15 protein-coding genes are annotated in these 19,284 nt (G+C 46.0%); 3 read left to right on the forward strand and 12 right to left on the reverse strand.

Going from position 1 to position 19,284, the window contains the following annotated elements; translation table 11 throughout:
* Nucleotides 1-103 precede the first annotated feature (103 nt).
* From C161_RS03745 to C161_RS03760, 4 genes are all read right to left on the reverse strand, one after another.
* A complete protein-coding gene (locus C161_RS03745) occupies nt 104-1,483 on the reverse strand; it encodes an amino acid permease (protein ID WP_036668316.1) in 1,380 nt (459 codons plus the stop codon).
* Between the two features lie 332 nt (nt 1,484-1,815).
* The gene (locus C161_RS03750) at nt 1,816-3,168 is read right to left on the reverse strand and encodes a sensor histidine kinase (protein WP_036668318.1); all 1,353 of its coding nucleotides are present in this window, start codon (nt 3,166-3,168) and stop codon (nt 1,816-1,818) included.
* Nucleotides 3,165-3,839, reverse strand: a complete 675-nt coding sequence (locus tag C161_RS03755; protein WP_036605998.1) for a response regulator transcription factor — start codon at nt 3,837-3,839, stop codon at nt 3,165-3,167. Before C161_RS03755 ends, C161_RS03750 begins: the two co-directional genes overlap by 4 nt.
* A gap of 54 nt (nt 3,840-3,893) precedes the next feature.
* Nucleotides 3,894-5,867 carry a serine hydrolase domain-containing protein gene (locus C161_RS03760; RefSeq protein WP_036668319.1) on the reverse strand — a complete coding sequence of 658 codons (1,974 nt, stop codon included), beginning with the start codon at nt 5,865-5,867 and terminating at the stop codon, nt 3,894-3,896.
* Nucleotides 5,868-6,035: 168 nt separating this feature from the next.
* On the opposite strand from C161_RS03760, the gene C161_RS33415 reads away from it, so the two are divergent.
* A complete protein-coding gene (locus tag C161_RS33415; protein WP_017690584.1) occupies nt 6,036-6,401 on the forward strand; it encodes a DUF6713 family protein in 366 nt (121 codons plus the stop codon).
* A gap of 72 nt (nt 6,402-6,473) precedes the next feature.
* A complete protein-coding gene (locus tag C161_RS03770; RefSeq protein ID WP_036668320.1) occupies nt 6,474-7,466 on the forward strand; it encodes a DUF4003 family protein in 993 nt (330 codons plus the stop codon).
* Nucleotides 7,467-7,578: 112 nt separating this feature from the next.
* Here C161_RS03770 and C161_RS03775 read toward each other — a convergent pair whose 3' ends face one another.
* From C161_RS03775 to C161_RS03785, 3 genes are all read right to left on the reverse strand, one after another.
* Nucleotides 7,579-8,568, reverse strand: coding sequence for a phosphotransferase (locus tag C161_RS03775; protein WP_036668321.1), 990 nt, complete (start codon nt 8,566-8,568; stop codon nt 7,579-7,581).
* Nucleotides 8,569-8,734: 166 nt separating this feature from the next.
* On the reverse strand, nt 8,735-10,510 hold the full coding sequence (locus tag C161_RS03780; protein WP_036668322.1) for a SulP family inorganic anion transporter: 1,776 nt from the start codon (nt 10,508-10,510) through the stop codon (nt 8,735-8,737).
* A gap of 166 nt (nt 10,511-10,676) precedes the next feature.
* Nucleotides 10,677-11,006 carry an ArsR/SmtB family transcription factor gene (locus C161_RS03785; protein WP_017690603.1) on the reverse strand — a complete coding sequence of 110 codons (330 nt, stop codon included), beginning with the start codon at nt 11,004-11,006 and terminating at the stop codon, nt 10,677-10,679.
* A 193-nt stretch (nt 11,007-11,199) separates the two neighbouring features.
* On the opposite strand from C161_RS03785, the gene C161_RS03790 reads away from it, so the two are divergent.
* Entirely contained in the window at nt 11,200-12,144 is a 945-nt protein-coding gene (locus C161_RS03790) for an alpha/beta hydrolase fold domain-containing protein (RefSeq protein ID WP_036668324.1), read from the forward strand.
* Between the two features lie 109 nt (nt 12,145-12,253).
* On the opposite strand, the gene C161_RS03795 is transcribed toward C161_RS03790, so the two are convergent.
* The 5 genes from C161_RS03795 to C161_RS03815 form a co-directional block, all read right to left on the reverse strand.
* Complete coding sequence (locus tag C161_RS03795) at nt 12,254-13,831, reverse strand: glycoside hydrolase family 43 protein (protein WP_051449569.1); 1,578 nt, start codon at nt 13,829-13,831, stop codon at nt 12,254-12,256.
* Nucleotides 13,828-14,727 (reverse strand): carbohydrate ABC transporter permease, encoded by a 900-nt coding sequence (locus tag C161_RS03800; RefSeq protein ID WP_036668326.1) that lies wholly within the window; start codon nt 14,725-14,727, stop codon nt 13,828-13,830. Before C161_RS03800 ends, C161_RS03795 begins: the two co-directional genes overlap by 4 nt.
* 15 nt (nt 14,728-14,742) lie before the next feature.
* The gene (locus C161_RS03805) at nt 14,743-15,717 is read right to left on the reverse strand and encodes an ABC transporter permease (protein WP_036606005.1); all 975 of its coding nucleotides are present in this window, start codon (nt 15,715-15,717) and stop codon (nt 14,743-14,745) included.
* Between the two features lie 135 nt (nt 15,718-15,852).
* Nucleotides 15,853-17,526: an extracellular solute-binding protein gene (locus C161_RS03810; protein WP_235193728.1), complete on the reverse strand. Its 1,674-nt coding sequence runs from the start codon at nt 17,524-17,526 to the stop codon at nt 15,853-15,855.
* A gap of 175 nt (nt 17,527-17,701) precedes the next feature.
* The gene (locus C161_RS03815; protein WP_036668328.1) at nt 17,702-19,276 is read right to left on the reverse strand and encodes a response regulator; all 1,575 of its coding nucleotides are present in this window, start codon (nt 19,274-19,276) and stop codon (nt 17,702-17,704) included.
* Between the last annotated feature and the right edge of the window lie 8 nt (nt 19,277-19,284).

Consider the following 19,284-nt stretch of genomic DNA (forward strand, 5'->3'; position numbering starts at 1 on the left):
AAAATGCACTCCCTGAATGACGCTGAATCACCCTCAGGTTCTCCAGTCGTTTCAAGGAATGCATGTAGGATATTACGATAAAAATTGACTTTGGAATACGATACTAGCGATCTTCGCCGCCATCTATCTGTTGTCTTTTGCCAATGCCAAATGCGAAATATCCTGCCACCACGATTGCCATAAACGTAGCTCCAACAACCAGAGGCAAGCGCGTATCCGGGTTAAACGCCATACCGATAATGACGAGGATCAAATACACAATAATAATGTAATTGCTGATCGGGAACCATTTGGACTTGAAGTTATGATCCGCCATCTCGTTGTCCCAACGCTTTCTGAATCGGAACTGGCTGAACGCCAGCGCGAACCATGGAACCATACCCGGAAGAACACTTGCACTGTAGATGTACAGGAACAGCTTGGAGTCCGGCATCAGGTAGTTCAGCACAACCCCAATCAGCAACAAGGAGATTGTAATGACGATACTGTTGCGGGGAACCCCACCTTTGGACAGCTTTTTGAAAAAGGCAGGTGCCTGCCCGTTCTCAGCCAGTGTGTATAACATCCGTCCTGCACTGTAGATCCCGCTGTTACATCCCGACATGGCCGCCGTGAGCACCACAAAGTTAATGATCCCCGCTGCAGCAACAATACCAACTTTGGCAAAGGTGAGCACAAACGGGCTGCCCGTCTCGCCTACTTCGTTCCAAGGGTACAAGGTTACGATAACGAATATAGCTCCGACGTAGAAAATAAGAATACGCCACACGATATTTTTGATCGCTTTACGCAAGGTGTATTTCGGATTTTCCGCTTCGCCTGCTGTAATGCCGACCATCTCCACCCCTTGATACGCAGCCGTTACGATACACAGCGCAAAGAGGAAACCTTTGATCCCTCCAGGGAAGAATCCGCCATGGCTAAATAGATTTGACAGCCCGATTGGCTGTCCTCCGTTCCCCCAGCCGAAGAAGATCAGACCTGTTCCGATCACGATCATCGCAACAATTGCCGTCACTTTGATCATCGCAAACCAGAATTCAAATTCCCCATAGAACTTCACAGCCGCCAGATTTGCCGCCGCAATGATGAGCACCCCAGCAAGTGCCGGCAGCCACTGTGGAATATCCGGGAACCAATACCCGACATAGATACCAATCGCCGTAACTTCCGCCATACCAACCGTAACCCATAGGAACCAGTAGCTCCAGGCGGTCAGGAATCCGGCAAGCGGACTAATATATTTGTGAGCAAATGTAGCAAACGAACCGGTTACCGGCTCCTGAATCAACATTTCACCCATAATGCGCATGACAAAAAAGATAACGATACCAGCCAATAAATAAGCCAGCAGCACGGATGGACCTGCCCATTTGATCGTACTTGCCGATCCCATGAACAAACCAACGCCGATTGTACCTCCGAGTGCAATCAGCTCTACATGGCGGGGTTTTAGCCCTCTAGATAGTTGCTTTGATTCCAAACGATTCTCCCCTTTTCTTGTGTACAGCTTCCTGATGTAATCTTTAATTTTCACATTCACATTAACGCAATGCAGAATTACTCCACCAAATTGTACGAGATGTGTCGCAGAAATACAACAAGGAATGTGAGGAAGATCAGCTAAACAGGACTTTTACATGAAAAAGGTGCCTCTCCTCATGCCCTCACCTGACATGATTAGGATAACCCCTGATGATTTATTGCAAACAGAATAATCCTGATTTTTATCGCCACTGGAATAGGGATCTGAAAACCCATAAAAAAAGAGCTGCCAGAAAAATATCTTTGGCAGCTCTACAATCATTTTTGTAATCATCCGGAAGGTAAATGAACGATCACCGTTGTCCCCATGCCCACCTGACTTTTCATTTCGACAGTTCCGTGATGAAGCATCACGATTTTTTTGACAATGGCGAGACCCAGACCGTTACCACTGATGCTACGATCGCGTGACAGGTCTGTTTTATAAAACCGCTCGAAAACATAATCCAGTTGCTCTGGTGCTATTCCAATGCCCGAATCGGTTATCGTGAAAATGATTCCATCTACCGACTGGCTCGTGCGTATTTCGATATGCCCACCCACGGGAGTAAACTTAATGCTGTTGCCTAGTAAATTCATCCACACTTGGTTAAGCTGATCCCGATCTGCCCTGATTTTGATACCGTCCGCCAATTCTAAGTGAATTCGAATGCCTTTGGCTGACCATTGAGGCTCGCAAGTCACCACCACTTGCCTGATTTGCTCATCAAGATTATAGGTGGTTGTCTCGAACGGATGATGATCGGAATCCAGAGACGCAAGCTCCAGCAGATTATCACTTAGTCTGGATAGTCGTCCACTCTCCGTAATAATGATATCGAGGTAATAGTTACGATCGGCCTCAGCGACCAGGCTGCTGTTTTTCAACGCCATGGCAAAACCGGAAATAGAGGTCAGCGGCGTTTGAATCTCGTGCGATACATTGGAAACAAAATCCTGTCTCATCTGTTCCAGCTGTTTAAGCTCACTCGCCATTTCATTGAAACTCTGCGTCAATGCTCCCATTTCGTCCACGCGCTTTGTTTGGATTTCCACATTAAAATCACCCTTCGCCAGTCGTTTGGTTGCCCGCGTCAACACCTGGATCGGCTTTACCAAATACCTTGCAGCAATAAGGATACAAAAACTCCCGATCAACAGTGCAAGCAATAACACCAGCAAAATCATCCGATTAATGATATTTTCGTTCTGCGGAGAATACTGCATAAACATGGCTTGTGGTTCCCCTTTGTATGGAAAAGGAAGACCGATGAACGTCTGCTCCACTTCTCCGGGAGAACGATAGACCTGACCCTGCAACACCTTTTGAACCACTTCTGGTGCGATTTCAACGGTCTCTGTATGGTCTAGGTCATAATAGGTTACGTTACCCGAAACGTCATATAGATGAATGGGATAGGTGGACACTTTCACCATACTTTTGATGAAAGCATCCCTGTCCTCAGGTTGCGTTTGCTCATATAGACGGATCAGTTCCTCCCCTACAGAAATCATGTCATTCTGACCGATATGATTTACTTCCTTTTTGAAAAGGAAGATCCCCATGAAGAAAGAGGTCAGCAAGCTGAAAACAATGACGACCAGAAACGTGCAAATAATACGAACATATAAGGTTTTGATCATGTGATGACTAACCGGTAGCCCAGACTACGAGCCGTTTCAATCTGAAAATGGTGTGCATCACCAGCGAATTTTTCACGTAGTCGCTTGATATGAACATCAACTGTCCGGTCATCTCCTTCATAGTCACTTCCCCAGATCTTAATGATTAACTGTTCCCGGGTAAAAATCTGCCCAGGCTGGTTTGCCAGCATGAACAGCAATTCAAACTCTTTTAAAGGCAAATTGATTGTTTCCTCTCCACGAATCACTTGAAAGCTGCGTCGATTCAGCATAATGCCCCCTAGTTGAATGGTCTGGGAGGAGACAATCAAGTAACGTTTCAGCAAAGCTTTTACTCGCATCACAAGTTCCAGCGGATCAAAGGGTTTTGTCAAATAATCATCTGTTCCCAACTGAAATCCCTTTACTTTCTGGGCCGATTCCCCTTTTACCGTGACCATTAGCAATGGCATATTCAGATCCATACGCCGGATCTCCCTGCATAATTCCCAACCATCCAATCGCGGCATCATAATATCAAGGATAACCAGATCAATTGGGGATTTCCCCACAATCTCCAGTGCTTCCGCACCGTCCTTAGCTACCACAATCTCGAATCCTTCATTACGCAAAAACAAGGTGATCAGCTCACGAATATGCACATCGTCATCCACAACTAGGATTTTGGTCATATCAAATGTATGCCTCCGATATCTATCTTGTTTCTTCCACTTGGGAGGAAGTCTTCAACCAAAATGCCAGCCCAGCAGGTTCCAATGATAGAAAAATAAACTCAAGATCACCGCTGCTACCATTACGAACGTATAATGCACACGCTTCAGTAACGTCCAATATTGGTTTTTCCATGCCAGGACGCTCATGATGAATATTGCCGCAGTCAACCCTACAAGGATAACCGGCATAAACAGATAGAGACGTAAAGATAGTGGAATATGGCTAAGCCGATCAATCAGATTCATGTTCATCACCAGAAGTGTTGCACCCAAGGTTAGCAATGCCCACACAGACGTAACGACTGACAGTCGAACTGCCCATTTCTGTGCTTTTGGCATCACTCTGATTTCGCGTCTGCGATAAACAAATCCATGCAATACAGTGATGAACAGAACAACCGAAATGCCGAGCAAGAGGAGCCAGAACTTCGATTGGTTCATTAACGGTGCAGGTTCCAGCGGCATTGGGTTTAATATATCCAGAAACAGATACGTGACCTTGCCCTCTGCATCGGTGCGGAACCCCATCTGATGTGTCCCTCCGACCTCCTGGAATAAATTCACGCCAATCGGAGTATACACTTGCTGATCTGCACCACTTCCAATAAACAGTCGGTTATCCGAAACCTCAATATTGATTTGAGTCAGAAAACTGAAAAACTTATCGATCTTCGTGTGATTACGGCGTGTAAATTGATAAGAGCCTGCATATTTTTCCAGAGACTCCCCTAATTCGATAGAAGCTTCATTAGGCTGCTCAGTTGCATGTACAGGATAGTATCGGTCAAAAAAGGCTTGCGCCAACCCTTCTGCTGCCGTTCCGCCTTCCCCTCCACTATAGGAAACAAAGATGCCCACTTTTTTGTCCGGTACAAGATAAAGCGCTGTATTAAACAGCTCATCGGCCCCTCCATGAGAGATCACACGCAGCCCATTCATATTCAACTCGTAAAAGCCCAGATCCATGGCGGGTAAACGTTCATCAAACTGGAATGCCGGAGAATGCATGAGTTTGGCTGTTTCCGGCTTGAGCATTTGTTTATCTTCATATCGCCCGTCTTGAAGATGGGCAATCATAAAATGAGCCATATCGTTCGCCGACACGCTCGCTGATCCAGCAGGACGAAATCCTCCCTCATACGTTGGCCGTTTGGTTACAAACTCGCCGTTAGCTCGGGCGTATCCAAGGGCGGCATAAGGTTCCAGAGACGCTGGAACAGGCTCCTCTACCGTAGCATAATTCATGCCCAGCGGATCAAATATATTTTTCTGTATATAGTCATTGTAGGCAACACCGCTCACTTCTTCGACGATAAGTCCCGCGAGTGAGGCGCCATAATTGGAATACGACAGCATCTCTCCTGGTGGCTTAACCCTTGCAGGCATATGTTTTGCCATCGTTTCAGCAATAGAGACGGGAAGTTTCCCCGGATCGGTAGTAATCTGATAACCAACACCGCCTTCCTCGAACCCTGCGGTATGGGTCATGAGATGGCGCAACGTAATCGGTTCCTCATAGGTTCTCGGTATTTGCACCGTTTTCAGATAAGTGTTGATATCTGTATCAAGATCAAGCTTGCCCGCCTCAACCAATTGCATCACGGCGGTCCATGTGAACAGCTTTGTTGTTGAAGCAATTCGAAATAAGCTGGTTTGGGGATCAACGGGTTTATTTTCTTCGATGTTCGAATGTCCGTACCCTTTGGAGAGCAGGATCTTCCCATCCTTCACAATCGAAATGACTGCGCCTGGAATCTGTAAAGATCGCATTTGCACATCCATCATCCCATCCATGAATGCCGTTAACTGATCAGTATCCTCCAGATTAGCTACGACTCCTTGCTCCAATTTACCCGGATTTAATCCCTGATTGGATACTGCTGCCGATAGTGGCATGGTCCCTAATCCAGTTGCCCCTAATATCATGCCTAACAATAAAACCAGTAAAATCATTTTCCCAAAAATCTTTCTTATCAACGATGACATGACTTGCCCCCACCACTCCGCATATTTTTTGATACCTGTTCCTTACGCTTTCTTTCGAGAGCATATCAAGCACGTATGAACGGAGCGTGAACCTTTTTTTCATATTTTGCCAAATTAAATTACCTTTAGTAAGATAGGAGCAGATTGAATAGGAAAAGGAGACTTTACATGCCTGACTTTTTACTGGTTTTATTTTTGTTTAACCTGTCTCTCTTTCTTCTTCACGAAATGGATGCCATCAGGCGGTCCGAGTGGAAATTGTTTATGGTGTTAAAAGATATGGAAGATGATAAAGCCTATAGGTATTTCACTTGGATTCACCTGCCAATGTATACCATCATCCTCTCTCTTCTTTTTAGCTCATATCAGACCATTACATTTTGGGTGTTAGATATCTTTTTCATCATACATACCGTATTACACTTCTTTTTCGAAAAACATCCTAGAAATGAATTTAAAAACGGGTTCTCCAGATCATTGATCTACCCTATGGGAATAATTGCTTTAATTCATTTGATATTCCTAATCATCTAATCTGTTTACACCGACGGAATGAAGGAAGCTGGAAGGGTATTATAGAATAACAGTGAATATGGAGGTGTGCCTATGCAGCAGCATCATGCAGAACGAGTTGAATTATTTGTTTCCAATACCCAGATCATCAAGGAGTCGTTCAAATGGCAACATGCGATGATGCAACGTCTGGCTGCCCTGCTCTATGCAGCGGAGAATAAAACAGCGGATGGGGAAGCTATTCGTCAAAGCCATGAGTTGATTAAGCAAAACACAAAGCTTTTCTCTACATTCAGAGGTAATTCGGTCATTAGCATTGCTACCATGCTCTCCCTTACAGCGGATGAAGAGACAAGACTGGCAGACACCTTGCATGTCTATGACTTGATGAAAGAAATCAAATTTCGCAACTCTGATTATCTGGTTATTGCCGCCTATCAGATCGCTACTCAGACATCACCTGACCAGTTTCAACCTACGGTGGAGCGGGCCAAATTATTTTATGACGGCATGAAAGCAGAGCATCGTTTCCTCACTGGACAGGATGACTACATTTTCGCTGCCATGTTAGCCCTTTCCGATCTCAACGTAGATACTGGTGTGGCACGTATGGAACAACTCTACGGGGAATTAAAACCAGAGTTCTCTTCCAGAAACAGTGTGCAGGCGTTAACACAGGTCCTGGTTCTTGGAGATGATCCCCCGGATGCAGGTGCTCGTGTGATTGCCTTAAATGAAGCTTTTCGCAAAAGGAATCTTCGAATGGACAAAACCTATACGTTAGCCTCTCTCGGGATACTTTCTCTACTGCCTTCGGACAGAGACTCATTAGTGGATGAAGTCGCGGAAACAAATGACTGGTTACGGACTCAAAAAGGCTTCGGTGCCTGGTCAATCGACAAACAGGAGTTGCTCCTGTTCTCGTCTGCTCTGGTAGCCATTCAACATGTGGAGAATCTGCGGAACGGTGTGCTTACGACAGCAATCTCAACCAGTATCACAAATATTATCATCGCCCAGCAGGCCGCCATGGCCGCAACTGCCGCAGCATCGGCTGCTGCCGCTTCTTCATCATCATCGAATTAATAAGTGACCCTGTTACCTTCAATATAAGATGAAAAAGACCCTCCCGAGTTTAAGTTCACTCGGAAGGGTCTTAAGCATTCAAACTTACACCTAAAATAATGTTCATCATTCGCTAGGATATAATCCCCGTATCCCGGAACTCTTCCACGAAACTATCCAGCCAATCCGAACCATAGTCCAGCGCACCCATATCACTCTCAATAAAAGCAACATCTAGTCCCATCACCCAGAATCGGCGAGCAACAATAAAGAGATCAACCGCTTGCTCATCTTCGGCAGAGAAGCTTCTGACTGAACGATATCCTGCCATGAGCGCATCCCATAATGCTGCTTTTCGCTCATCAGACTGCCTTTTTCGAACTTTCACTTGAGCTAAATCATAGGCACGCCAGCCTTTGGCTGCCCACTCGAAATCATAATGGATGAACTGATGTTCCTGTTGAAATACATTGTTATTCCCATGCATATCGCCATGGCACAGGCCAAAGTCCAGGTCTTGTCTGGAAGTGGCAACGATGCGTTCTTTTAACGTTGTGGCAAACGAATGGAGAAATGCTGCTGCTTCATTGTTCTCACCGATATATTGGATAATTCGCTCAAGGGGTTCGTCAATAAGTAACTTCAGATCCAGCTCATATCGTGGCAGCTCCATGTTCACCTGATCCATAGCCTCATGCAATTCAGCTGCAGATTGACCAAAGGCGTAACAAGAATCCTCATCCTCCAGGTTGTTCTCCGTACCCTCAATATACCGAAACATTACAGCAACCCGCTTGCCTTCCGCAGCCTCCAACACCGTATATCCCGTATGATCTTTCTTCTCGATGTATTCTCCAATGTCGGTATGTTCCGCAGAACTTAGAACGTTCTTCAGTTGAGACAATAATGAAAGCTCATACTGAACATCTGCCTCCGTGATTTCAGTGCGGTAGATACGGAGAATGTACATGCCACTGGACGTGCGAACCCGGTAAGTATCATTTAATCCTCTAAGCCAAAACAAACATTCTTCCCATGTTCCAATGTCATAGTGATTCCTCAATGCAGACTCCAGGTACCTGGGGTTAAGCACTGAACGTAAAGCAGTCGGTTGAATGGACATATGTATGCTCCTTCGGTTTAATATGATTATTTCTCATCTAATAGACGATGTAATCCTTTCACCTATCAACCTATAACATAGTATATTTTTCGTTTATTTTCCAGAATATATATTTTGATAAGCAAATACTCTCTAGACTCTTATAGCTCCATCTCTCATCAGCAGGTTAGATAGGGCTATTTGCATTGACTTGCTTCCCAGGTTTCAGCAGGTTATTACACGCTGGGTCGGTGCCAGCGCTCGACAATGCAGCACATTCACGAAAGGCAAAATGTTTGCACCCCCTGCATTTCTGAACATCCAGATGCCCTAATGCATAATTGATGGCTTCACCCGTGTGCTCAAACATATGATCCGAACCAATTCGTTCAATCAATCCTGTTCTCTTCAGCATTTCCAGCGGTTGCGCCTGAATGCCTGAAAGTAAAATCCTGCCCCCGGATCTCTCCATATGTTTGACAACACGGGCCAGATTGGATTCACCTGTTGTATCCATAAAAGGTACCTTGCCCATGCGCAACAGCAGAGTACCTGGTCGCCGATGAATCGAATCCATGACCGACTTCTCGAACATATCCGCTGCGCCGAAAAAAAGTGGCCCTTCAATTGTATACAGGCTTATTTGCGGACAGTCATGTCCTTCCCGAACCATGTGGGCCATGACTTTCTCATGTTTATGATCGGGATCGGGTAATACTTTGGCAACCTTCAACATCTCACTCATGCGTTTAACAAATAAAAGGACAGCCAGAATCAACCCAACCTCTACAGCCGTTGTTAAACTTGTAAATACGGTCAGCAAAAAGGTAATAAGCAGAACGAGTGAATCACTCGTTTTGGTTTTCATAACATGTACGAAGGATCTCCGTTCACTCATATTCCAGGCAACCAGCATGAGAACGGGAGCCATACTGGCAAGAGGAATGTGCGATGCATATGGCGCAAAGAGAACAAGTACCAGCAAAACCACCACACCGTGAATCACGCCAGACCATGGCGATACTGCGCCGGATTTGATATTTGTTGCTGTGCGTGCAATCGCTCCTGTTGCAGGAATACCACCGAACAACGGCGTCACCATATTAGCAATCCCCTGCCCAATCAACTCTCGATTGCTGTTATGCCGACTTCCGGTCATGCCATCGGCAACAACTGCGGATAACAGCGATTCAATTCCACCCAGCATGGCGATGACAAAAGCGGGTTGCAGCAAGTTCACGATACGCTCCCAAGTGATCTCAGGCACATGAAACTGAGGCAATGAGTTAGGTATCGCGCCAAAGGACGAACCAATTGTAGCCACCTGCCCTTCAAAAAAGAACGCCGCGACTACCGTCGAAAGAACCAGCCCCACCAGTGATGCAGGCACCTTTGGTGCAAACTTGGGCACAAGCAGAAGAACAGCCAGACAGATTCCAGCTGTAAGCACACTGTATATATTAATCGTCGAGATATGCATCCCGATTTCTTTCATATTGGACCAGAAATCCTCGTGTTTCTCGATGCCTCGAAGTCCCAGAAAGTTCGTAATTTGTCCGCTAAAAATAATGACGGCGATCCCTGCCGTAAAACCGATAGTCACCGGCTTTGGAATAAACTTAATTAATGCCCCGAGCTTGAATACGCCCATTAGTACAAGCATCAAACCGGCCATCATTCCGGCGATCAGCAGATTCTCATATCCATACTGCATCACAATGGCAAAGAGGATCGGAATGAATGCCCCCGTTGGCCCGCCAATCTGGAACTTGGACCCACCCAGCAAGGAAATGAGAATCCCTGCGATTACTGTGGTATACAATCCATACTCCGGTTTGACCCCGGAAGCGATGGCAAAGGCCATACCGAGTGGAATCGCAATGATACCTACAATCAGTCCTGATAACAGATCCTTGCGAAAAGCGGCAGCATTGTACCCTGCATATCTCCCCATCCATTTCATGTACAAAAACCTTCTTTTCTTCATATATTTGAATATTTGAATATATTTAAAAGACTACTCCCCTGCATACGTCCTGTCAATCGGATTACGCACAATCTCAGCAGGAACTTAACACAAAAAAACAAGAACCTCCGGTGATTACACCCAGTTGCTCTTGTTTATTGTGTCAGGACTCTTTACGAATATCTTCCAGCATGGAAATGGCATCAACCAGATGATTGTCAAAAATCTGTTTGGTGACTGCCAGCAGGTCCTTAATCAGCGGATCACGCAGCGAATAGGTGACGGTTGTCCCTTCTTTGATTCCGTGGACAACGTTTTTGCTGCGCAATACAGCCAGTTGCTGTGAAACGGCAGAGCCTTCCGATCCCAGAATGCTTTGCAGTTCATTCACGTTCTTGGCTCCTTCACTCAGCAGCTCCAGAATCTGAATCCGCATCGGGTGTGCCAACGCTTTGAAAAAATCCGCTTTAAACTGTTGTATGCTCTGATTCATACGCTATGCCCCTTCAATCGAACTTTTGAAGATGCAAATATCATAACATAGAACGGGTACCATGCTTTACTCTAAACATAACGGTTTGATGGAAAAATTAAGATTGACCTTGAAGTACACTTCAACCTTTATACTTCACTTATAGTCTCCACAGACCGTATATCTGAACTCCATCAGGAAGGGTGATTCCTCAATGAACATGTATATCCATAATCTCAAACGCTCGTTGACGAGCTTTCTATTCGAGAAATATATCGGAACGTTAGATACCAAGAAAATTTTTTCAACACGCGAGCTTACCCGCAAACACCTGGGTCATATGGGATTGGAAAACATTAAACCTTATATCTTGGGTAAAACAAAACTGTCATCTTCCATCAAAGAGCGCTCCCATGAAGACATGCAGGTGTTCACCTTAAACGATCAGCATTCCCGTGAACAGAGGGCCATTCTCTACATTCATGGCGGGGCGCATACACACCAGCCGCTGTCTTTACACTGGAAATTCATGGACCGCATGGCTCAAGCTCTGAATGCCAAAGTTGTTGCTCCCATCTATCCAAAGGTTCCGCATTTTAATTATCAGCACACATATCCGAAACTGCTCAATCTATACCGGGATCTGCTTGCCTCCGTGGACGACCCGGCACAACTCACCATTATGGGGGATTCCGCAGGTGGGAACATATCCCTAGCCTTGGCCCATTATCTGAAGATGCATGATCTCCCACAGCCCAAAGATATCATCTTGTTATCACCTTGTGTGGATATGGTGCTGGACAATCCGGTCATATTTGATTACGAGACACGCGACCCTATGCTCGCTGTGGAAGGGTATGATGTCATCCGGCGGATCTGGGCAGCTGACAAACCGTTGAACGATCCGTTAATCAGTCCAATCTACGGAGATTTCGCCGGTCTGGGCAAAATCAGCATCTTTATCGGGACTCACGAGGGTTTGTTTCCTGATAATATGAAGCTCGACAAACTGCTGACGGATCAAAGAATCGATCATCAAACGTACGTTTACCCCAAAATGAACCATGTCTTTGTCCTCTATCCGATTCCGGAAGCCAGGGATGCGCAGCGTAAAATAATTAACATCATAAAAAGCTCAGCACATGAAGCTGGACAATAGACTGTAATGCCTCCCCATAGCCCTTTCGCAAAAAGAACGAAAAAAAGCTCAATCCCTGGACTACCGCCACCGGATTGAGCTTTCTTGCTGTTATTCTGTCATCTAAATATTATTTATATGAACCATATTCAAACCAGTCAAAGTCCGCTACCTGATCGGAAGAAGTACCGTTGCTGCTGCTAAACATTCCGATACAACAGCCAACAAAGCCGCCGGCTACTTCGGTGCTCAAGCTGCTTGTATCCACCTGTTCCGCCACCAGATGATACTGACTTCCATCTGTGCTGTAATAGAAGTTTAGTTGCTGACCTGTTGCGGCCAGTTTGATATACACCCGCGATACATCACCCTCCAGTGCGATTTGCGCTATGTGGGTATCCTGACCATCTATACAGGTCAATACACGCAGCACCTGCTGTTTATCCGCCAGAGCACGCTCAATCCGTACGTGATATAGATCGTTCTGAATGACGACAAGACCAGCCGTTTCGTTGGTATTCCCGGGCACAAATTCCATCGCTGTAGCTGCGACATAATCCATATGCCTTTGACGCAGACAAACAAAGCTGGAATTTTCTTTTTCCTTCAATGTTTGCGGTTTCAGCTTCAGTCGCAAGTATCCTTTTCGTTCGGTTAATGAATAGAGATCCTCCTGAGGATTGCGCAGGAACATCCATTGCAAGCCCAGTTTATCACTGTCAAAATGGTCAAAACGCAGTTGCGGCTCTACCGGAACAGGCTTCAAATCCAACGTGCCCTGCTCCTCCAGGATTCCGCGGCCCTCATTGACAACAGGCCATCCGTCCTCCCAAACGACAGAAGCAAGGAACGTCTCCCGCCCCAGGTTGCTATAGCTCCCTCCATATGGACGCGAAGCAAGCATGACCATGAACCATTGACCATTCGCAGCCTGCACCAAGTCGGCATGTCCTACATTAACAACAGGGTAACGTTTACCCAAATGGCGATGTGTAATGATTGGATTATTCGGATTCCCGACGTATCCTTCGGTCAAACTTTTGCTACGAGCAATGGTCACGGCATGGTTTGGCCCTGTGCCTCCCTCTGCAATCAATAAATAGTAATACTCATCGATCTTATACAGATGCGGGCCTTCCGGCCAGATGACATCCACCATCGCCCCGCGCCACAGAACGTAACTGTCTCCCACCAGTTTCATACTGCCCAGATCCAACTCCCGCAGCCACACTTCCCAGTTCCCATTGTAACGAACTCCCTCGGAGCAAGGACGTGTACCAAGGTAATACGCTTTGCCATCATCGAAGAAAATTGTAGGGTCTATGCCTTCTGCGCCTTCAATAAAATAAGGATCAGACCATGGCCCAGCCGGGTCGGTAGCGGTTACAACAAAATTGCCGCCATGTGATACATTAGTTGTAATCATATAGAAGGTGCCTTCATGATACCGAAGCGTTGGAGCGAATATCCCCTGTGAATGGCCTGCTCCCTGAAGATTTAATTGCGAAGGGCGGTCCAGCACATTTCCAATCTGTTTCCAATTCACTAGATCACGGCTCTGAAAGATCGGAACGCCAGGAAAATAGGCAAATGTTGATGTCACCAGATAAAAATCTTCACCCACCCGGCATACGGACGGATCTGGATAAAACCCGGGCATAATCGGATTGTTAAACGTGCATTGTTCGCTTTGAGTTGTATTCTTCATTCTTTTACCCCTCCAATGGTTAGTCCAGTCACAAAGTATTTTTGCAAGAACGGATACAGTAAAACAATCGGCATTGCCGTCACAACCGTGATTGCTGCCCGAATGGATACAGGCGTCACCATGTTGGTTACATTTTTGAATGAATCCACGTTGACGGTCCCCCCCTGTGAGGTCGCAGAGGATAACAATTTCATCAGCTCATACTGCAAGGTGGTCAAATTCCGATTTCCCGCCGTGTACAACATGGAGTCAAACCAGGAGTTCCACTGACCTACAGCAATAAACAGTGCAACCGTAGCCAGAACCGGTTTGGATAGGGGAAGCACGATACGCATGAAAATCCGAAAATCTCCGGCTCCATCCATCTTCGCGGATTCAATCAATCCCTCCGACAGTCCCTGAATGTAGGTACGAATGACGATCATGTTGAACACCCCGATCAACCCGGGAATAATGTATACCCAGAAGCTGTTCAGCAGCCCCACTTGTTTGATCAGCATGTATCCCGGAATTAAGCCGCCGCTGAAATACATCGTCATGACAAACAGCGTTGTGACCAATTTGTTAAACATATACTCCTTGCGGCTCAGCACATAGGCCAGCATGGCTGTACAGAACAGCTGTACAACCGTTCCCACCACGGTTCTGGCGACCGAAACAAATGCGGCTTGTGTCAGATTCGGGTTTTGGAATACGGAGACGTAATTTTGCAGCGTCCATTCCCTCGGCCAGAGATAGATCCCCCCGCGGATCGTATCCAGCCCGTTATTGAAAGATACGGCAATGGTGTTTAAAAAAGGATATAACGTAACAACCATGACAAGCAACATAAATATGCCATTGGTTATAGAAAAAATAGAGTCTCCTAAGCTTCGGTTTCTACTAAATCGTTTCACAGCTCTGCCCCCTTATCATATCAATCGCTCTTCACCAAGAGACTTGGCAATCCCGTTGGCGATAAATATGAGCACCAGACTGACCACACTTTTGAAAATGCCTGCTGCGGTGGCAAGTGAGTAGTTGCCGAGATTAATCCCGTATTTCAAAACAAAAATGTCGATCGTCTCGGATACATCCTGCACAAGTCCGTTCCCCAGCAAGTATTGAATCTCAAAACCCGCGTTCAGTACGTTACCAACGTTGATGATAAGCAGGATAATAATCGTTGGTTTGATGCTTGGAAGCGTGACATTGAACATTTTACGAAACCGTCCGGCTCCGTCGATGGAAGCTGCCTCGTACAAGCTCGGATTAATCGACGCCATGGCCGCCAGATAAATAATCGTGCCCCAGCCAATTTCCTTCCACATGCTGGACAGACCTACAATACCCCAGAAGTACTTTGGTTCGGCAAAAAAATTGATCGGTGCATCAATCAGGCCCAATTTCGTCAACAGCACATTCACTATTCCTGTTTCCGTTGATAATACATTCGCAACAATACCTGTTACGATGATCCACGACAGGAAATGTGGAAGGTAGGAAACCGTCTGTACCACGCGTTTGAACAATACCATTCGCAGTTCATTCAATAAGAGCGCCAGACCAATTGAGCCGACAAATCCCAGAAACAGACTGATCAGGCTCATCGCCAGCGTATTGCGAATGACACGTAAAAATGTAGGGTCCGTGAATAACGTTCGAAAATGATCCACCCCAACCCAATCCTGCTCCATAAAACCAATGCCCGGTCTATAATTCTGAAACGCCATCAACCAGCCCCATAATGGTCCATACGCAAAAATAGCGATAAACGCAATAAACGGAAATGACATCCACATTAATTGTCGCTGACTTTTCATTCTGGACAGGTTGTACCCGATCCAGCTTGTTCCCGCAGGGATATGGCTGGTTTTTAACGAAGGCTGCAACTCCTTTTTGGCCATGTTTTTCTCTCCTTGCTTACGAGTTTATCTATATCACCCAGTCTGGGTGAATCGATTCCATTCCTATCCAATCTCCCAATCTAGCGTGTAAGAAAGGCTACGGGGTTCCCCATAGCCTTTCTGTGTGACAGGCCTTTATCCCCACAGTTCCATACGTCTGCGGACTTCTTCCGTCAGCGCATCTTCATACGCTTTAATATCTGCACTTTCCTTGAGCGTGGCTTGATATTCTTCCCAAGCCTTATCAAATTCGGCTGGTGAAGTCATAATCACTTTGGGCAGCCATTTGCGTTTTACATCGTCCATTTTCTGTCTGGCGATGGTCTCCGGTTTATTCGGTTCAAAATTATAGGTATAGATTGGGAACCACGGTTCATTTTCCTCCGCAGGCTCAAGGAAGTCGGTAAACTTCGTATATCCATAAGCCTTCAGCACTTTTTTGTCGATGTCATTCAATGTAGCAAGATACTCCTCCGGCTGCTCCTTAGGGTCAAGGGCATTTTTCCCGTCAGCGGTCATGCCTTCATGATGCGGGAAATAGACCAACGGGCTTCCCGTGTTTGCCAGCACCCAGTCCGGATCTTTGGAATTCGCACGTTGCTCTTCATTCCTGGAGAACACGCCTTTGTCATCTACTTGGTAATCCACGCCTTCCTGTCCCCAGGTTCTCAATACCTCCATCTCAGGGTCCAGCAAATCATTAATATATTGAAGTGCTCCCTCGATATCCTCGCAGCTCTTTGTAATGGCCAGGCCACCATTCACGTTAAGGATTGGATTGTTCTGATAACGCCCTTTAACATCCTCGGAGAGTGTAATGGACAACGGTACATAGGTTTTGTCGTACAATTTTTGCTTCACGAGTGATGCCTCGGCGTCAAGGAACTGCCATCCTTGATCCACCATGCCCAGCACACGTCCGGTTGAAATTTTGGAGATATATTGATCATAGTTTGCTGTAAAGGTTTCGTTATCGACCAAACCTTGATGATATACCTCATTGATCTTCTTGAAATATGCCTTCGCTTCCGGAATGGTATTATAGTTTTTGGCCGTCAGCGTTTCTTTATCAACGATGGCTGCGCCTTCGTTCGGATAACCAGCCATGAAGAGCGGAGGGTTCTCCAGTGCGAAATAACGCCAGTCATAGGAGATAATTTCAAATCCAATGGTTGGCTGACCATCAACGGTCGGGTGAGCTGCTTTATACCGTTCAATCAAGTCGAAGTATTGGTCAAGCGTTTTGATTGTCGGATAATTATCCCACTCCAGTACGGCCTTCTGAATCCAGAATGCTTCTCCGTCATGGGATACTTTCATCGACTTTTCTTGTATATTGCCGAATTGAGGAATGAAGTAGATATGTCCATCCGTCGTATTTTTCATCTTCTTCCAGTCTTCGCCCAGGTAATTTTTGATGTTTGGATATTTATCGATGTAATCCTCAAGTGGTACTAACGCCCCTGCTGCTACCAGTTGCTGAGTACCATCACTCCCATCGATAAAATCGGGATATTCGCCGCCTGCAATGAGTACACCAATCCGCTCTTTGGCTGTTTGGCCAGTAAGCCAGTCCATCGTGACTCTGGCGCCTGTTTTCTCCTCAATAGCTTTTAACAACCGATTATCGTCAGGCGCAATTTTTCCCGGTACGGCAAAAAATGCGGAAAATTGTTTCAATTCCCTTCCATCTGCTGTCTTTTCCCCTTTCGAGGACGATCCCGGTGTACATCCAGTGAGTGCGATGACCAGTATTAAAGCGAGCAGAGCACTATACTTGATTCTTTTTCTAACATCCTTTTTCATCATGACCCCTCCATCGATTATATTGACAGAAGCTTTTTGGAAAGCGCTTTCCAAAGGCTGACTTAAAATTATCATGCTTCCATGCCCCTCTCAACGGGATAAACTATAGATGGAATCCCACTAATTCCAGCATCTGCGAAAAAAAATATCCCGCCGCTCCGTCAAGGAGTGCAGGATGTTAATCAAGAGAGTACGCAGCATGGGCACTTTTACGATATTGTGCAGGAGTCTCCCCCATGAGTTTCTCGAACCGGCTAATAAAGTAATCGGAATCCCGATATCCCACCATTGTTGCGATTTCGTATACTCTTTGATCTGTTCTGCGCAACAGCCGGGCGGCTTCCTCAATACGCAATTGATTCAAATAATCACTGAAGCTGATCGAGAAATGCTTTTTGAAAATCTGACCCAGATATGCACTATTCATGTAAAACTGCTCCCCGAGCAATTTCAGGCTGATATTTTCTCTGTAATGCTCGTGAATGAAGGCCTCAATTTTGGCTAATACGCCCATCGCATTTGACTTTTGCTGCTCCTTCAGTTTCTCTGCGCACATGAGCGAGAATTCGCATAAATGTTCAATGTTTTCCTCCATGGATAACATCGCGTAGTTTACCTTCAGAAAAGTCGATTCCATCAACCCCGAATCTGGAGTAACCGTATCGTTATTCACGAGATCCAGCAATGTGTATGCCAAATAATGCAAGTGGATGCGGACCATACCAGGCTCGATTCGCTCATCCAGAAAAAATTGAAAAATGGCCTTTGCATGACTGTGTAACTCATCCGTCTGCTGTTCCTCAATAGACTTGACTAGCCCATCAAACAATTGTTTTTCGAACTGTCCCGGCCGATTAACAAATAAGGTCGTATCCATAAGTTCGAAGTAATAAATGGGCCTGCAAGTGGTGAAGAAACGTAAGCTTTTCATTATGCCGCAGGATTGATAAGACTCGTGCAGCGCCTCCAACTCATGTACTTCCTTCCCGACATAACAAGCAATAGCCGCCTCTTGACCATGGCTCAGATCGGCATGTAATCGGGTCAAATATTGCTCCAAGGTCACTGCCTCACGGTTCACCATCAGGTCCGTAACCATAAGCAGAACCGCATTTTTATCACCTGTGAAGGGCTTCAAAATTTGTCCTGGCAAGGGCTTGCCCACCCATGCCTCAACCCGAGCGCACCAATCCGTTCCCTGTTCTGGACCGGCTTCCGCCTCAATCAGGATGCAACGCAGTATGCCGACATCTTGATAGTGGGACTGCAGACTCGTAACAGCATCCTCCTCAGCCACCCCAAGCAAGATTGACTGCATATGCTGAGCCATAATAATTCGATCTTTTTTTTGCTGATATCGCTTCTCTTCCGTCCGCGCATTAAATGCGACCCTGAACTCCTCAAGCACCTGAACCAGTTCGGTCTTCACAATAGGCTTGAGAATGTAGTCATCCACCTGGTATTTAATCGCCTGCTTGGCATATCCGAACTCATAGAATCCACTTAGAAGAATCAGCTTGATGTCACCGTTATATTGCTCGTACAAGGTTTTGGCAAGCTGCATTCCGTCCATTTCCGGCATCTTAATGTCGGAAATCACCAGATCGGGCTGCATAGCGCGTATGCACTCCAATGCCTGCATACCATTGGAGGCCTGACCGCAAATCTGAAATCCGTAAGACTCCCAATCAATTAACAATAGAAGTCCTTGGCGAATAAATGGCTCATCGTCCACAATCAGCACGTTGATCATATCCTCGC

This window comes from Paenibacillus sp. FSL R5-192 (assembly GCF_000517845.1).
In the GTDB taxonomy this organism is placed as follows: domain Bacteria; phylum Bacillota; class Bacilli; order Paenibacillales; family Paenibacillaceae; genus Paenibacillus; species Paenibacillus amylolyticus.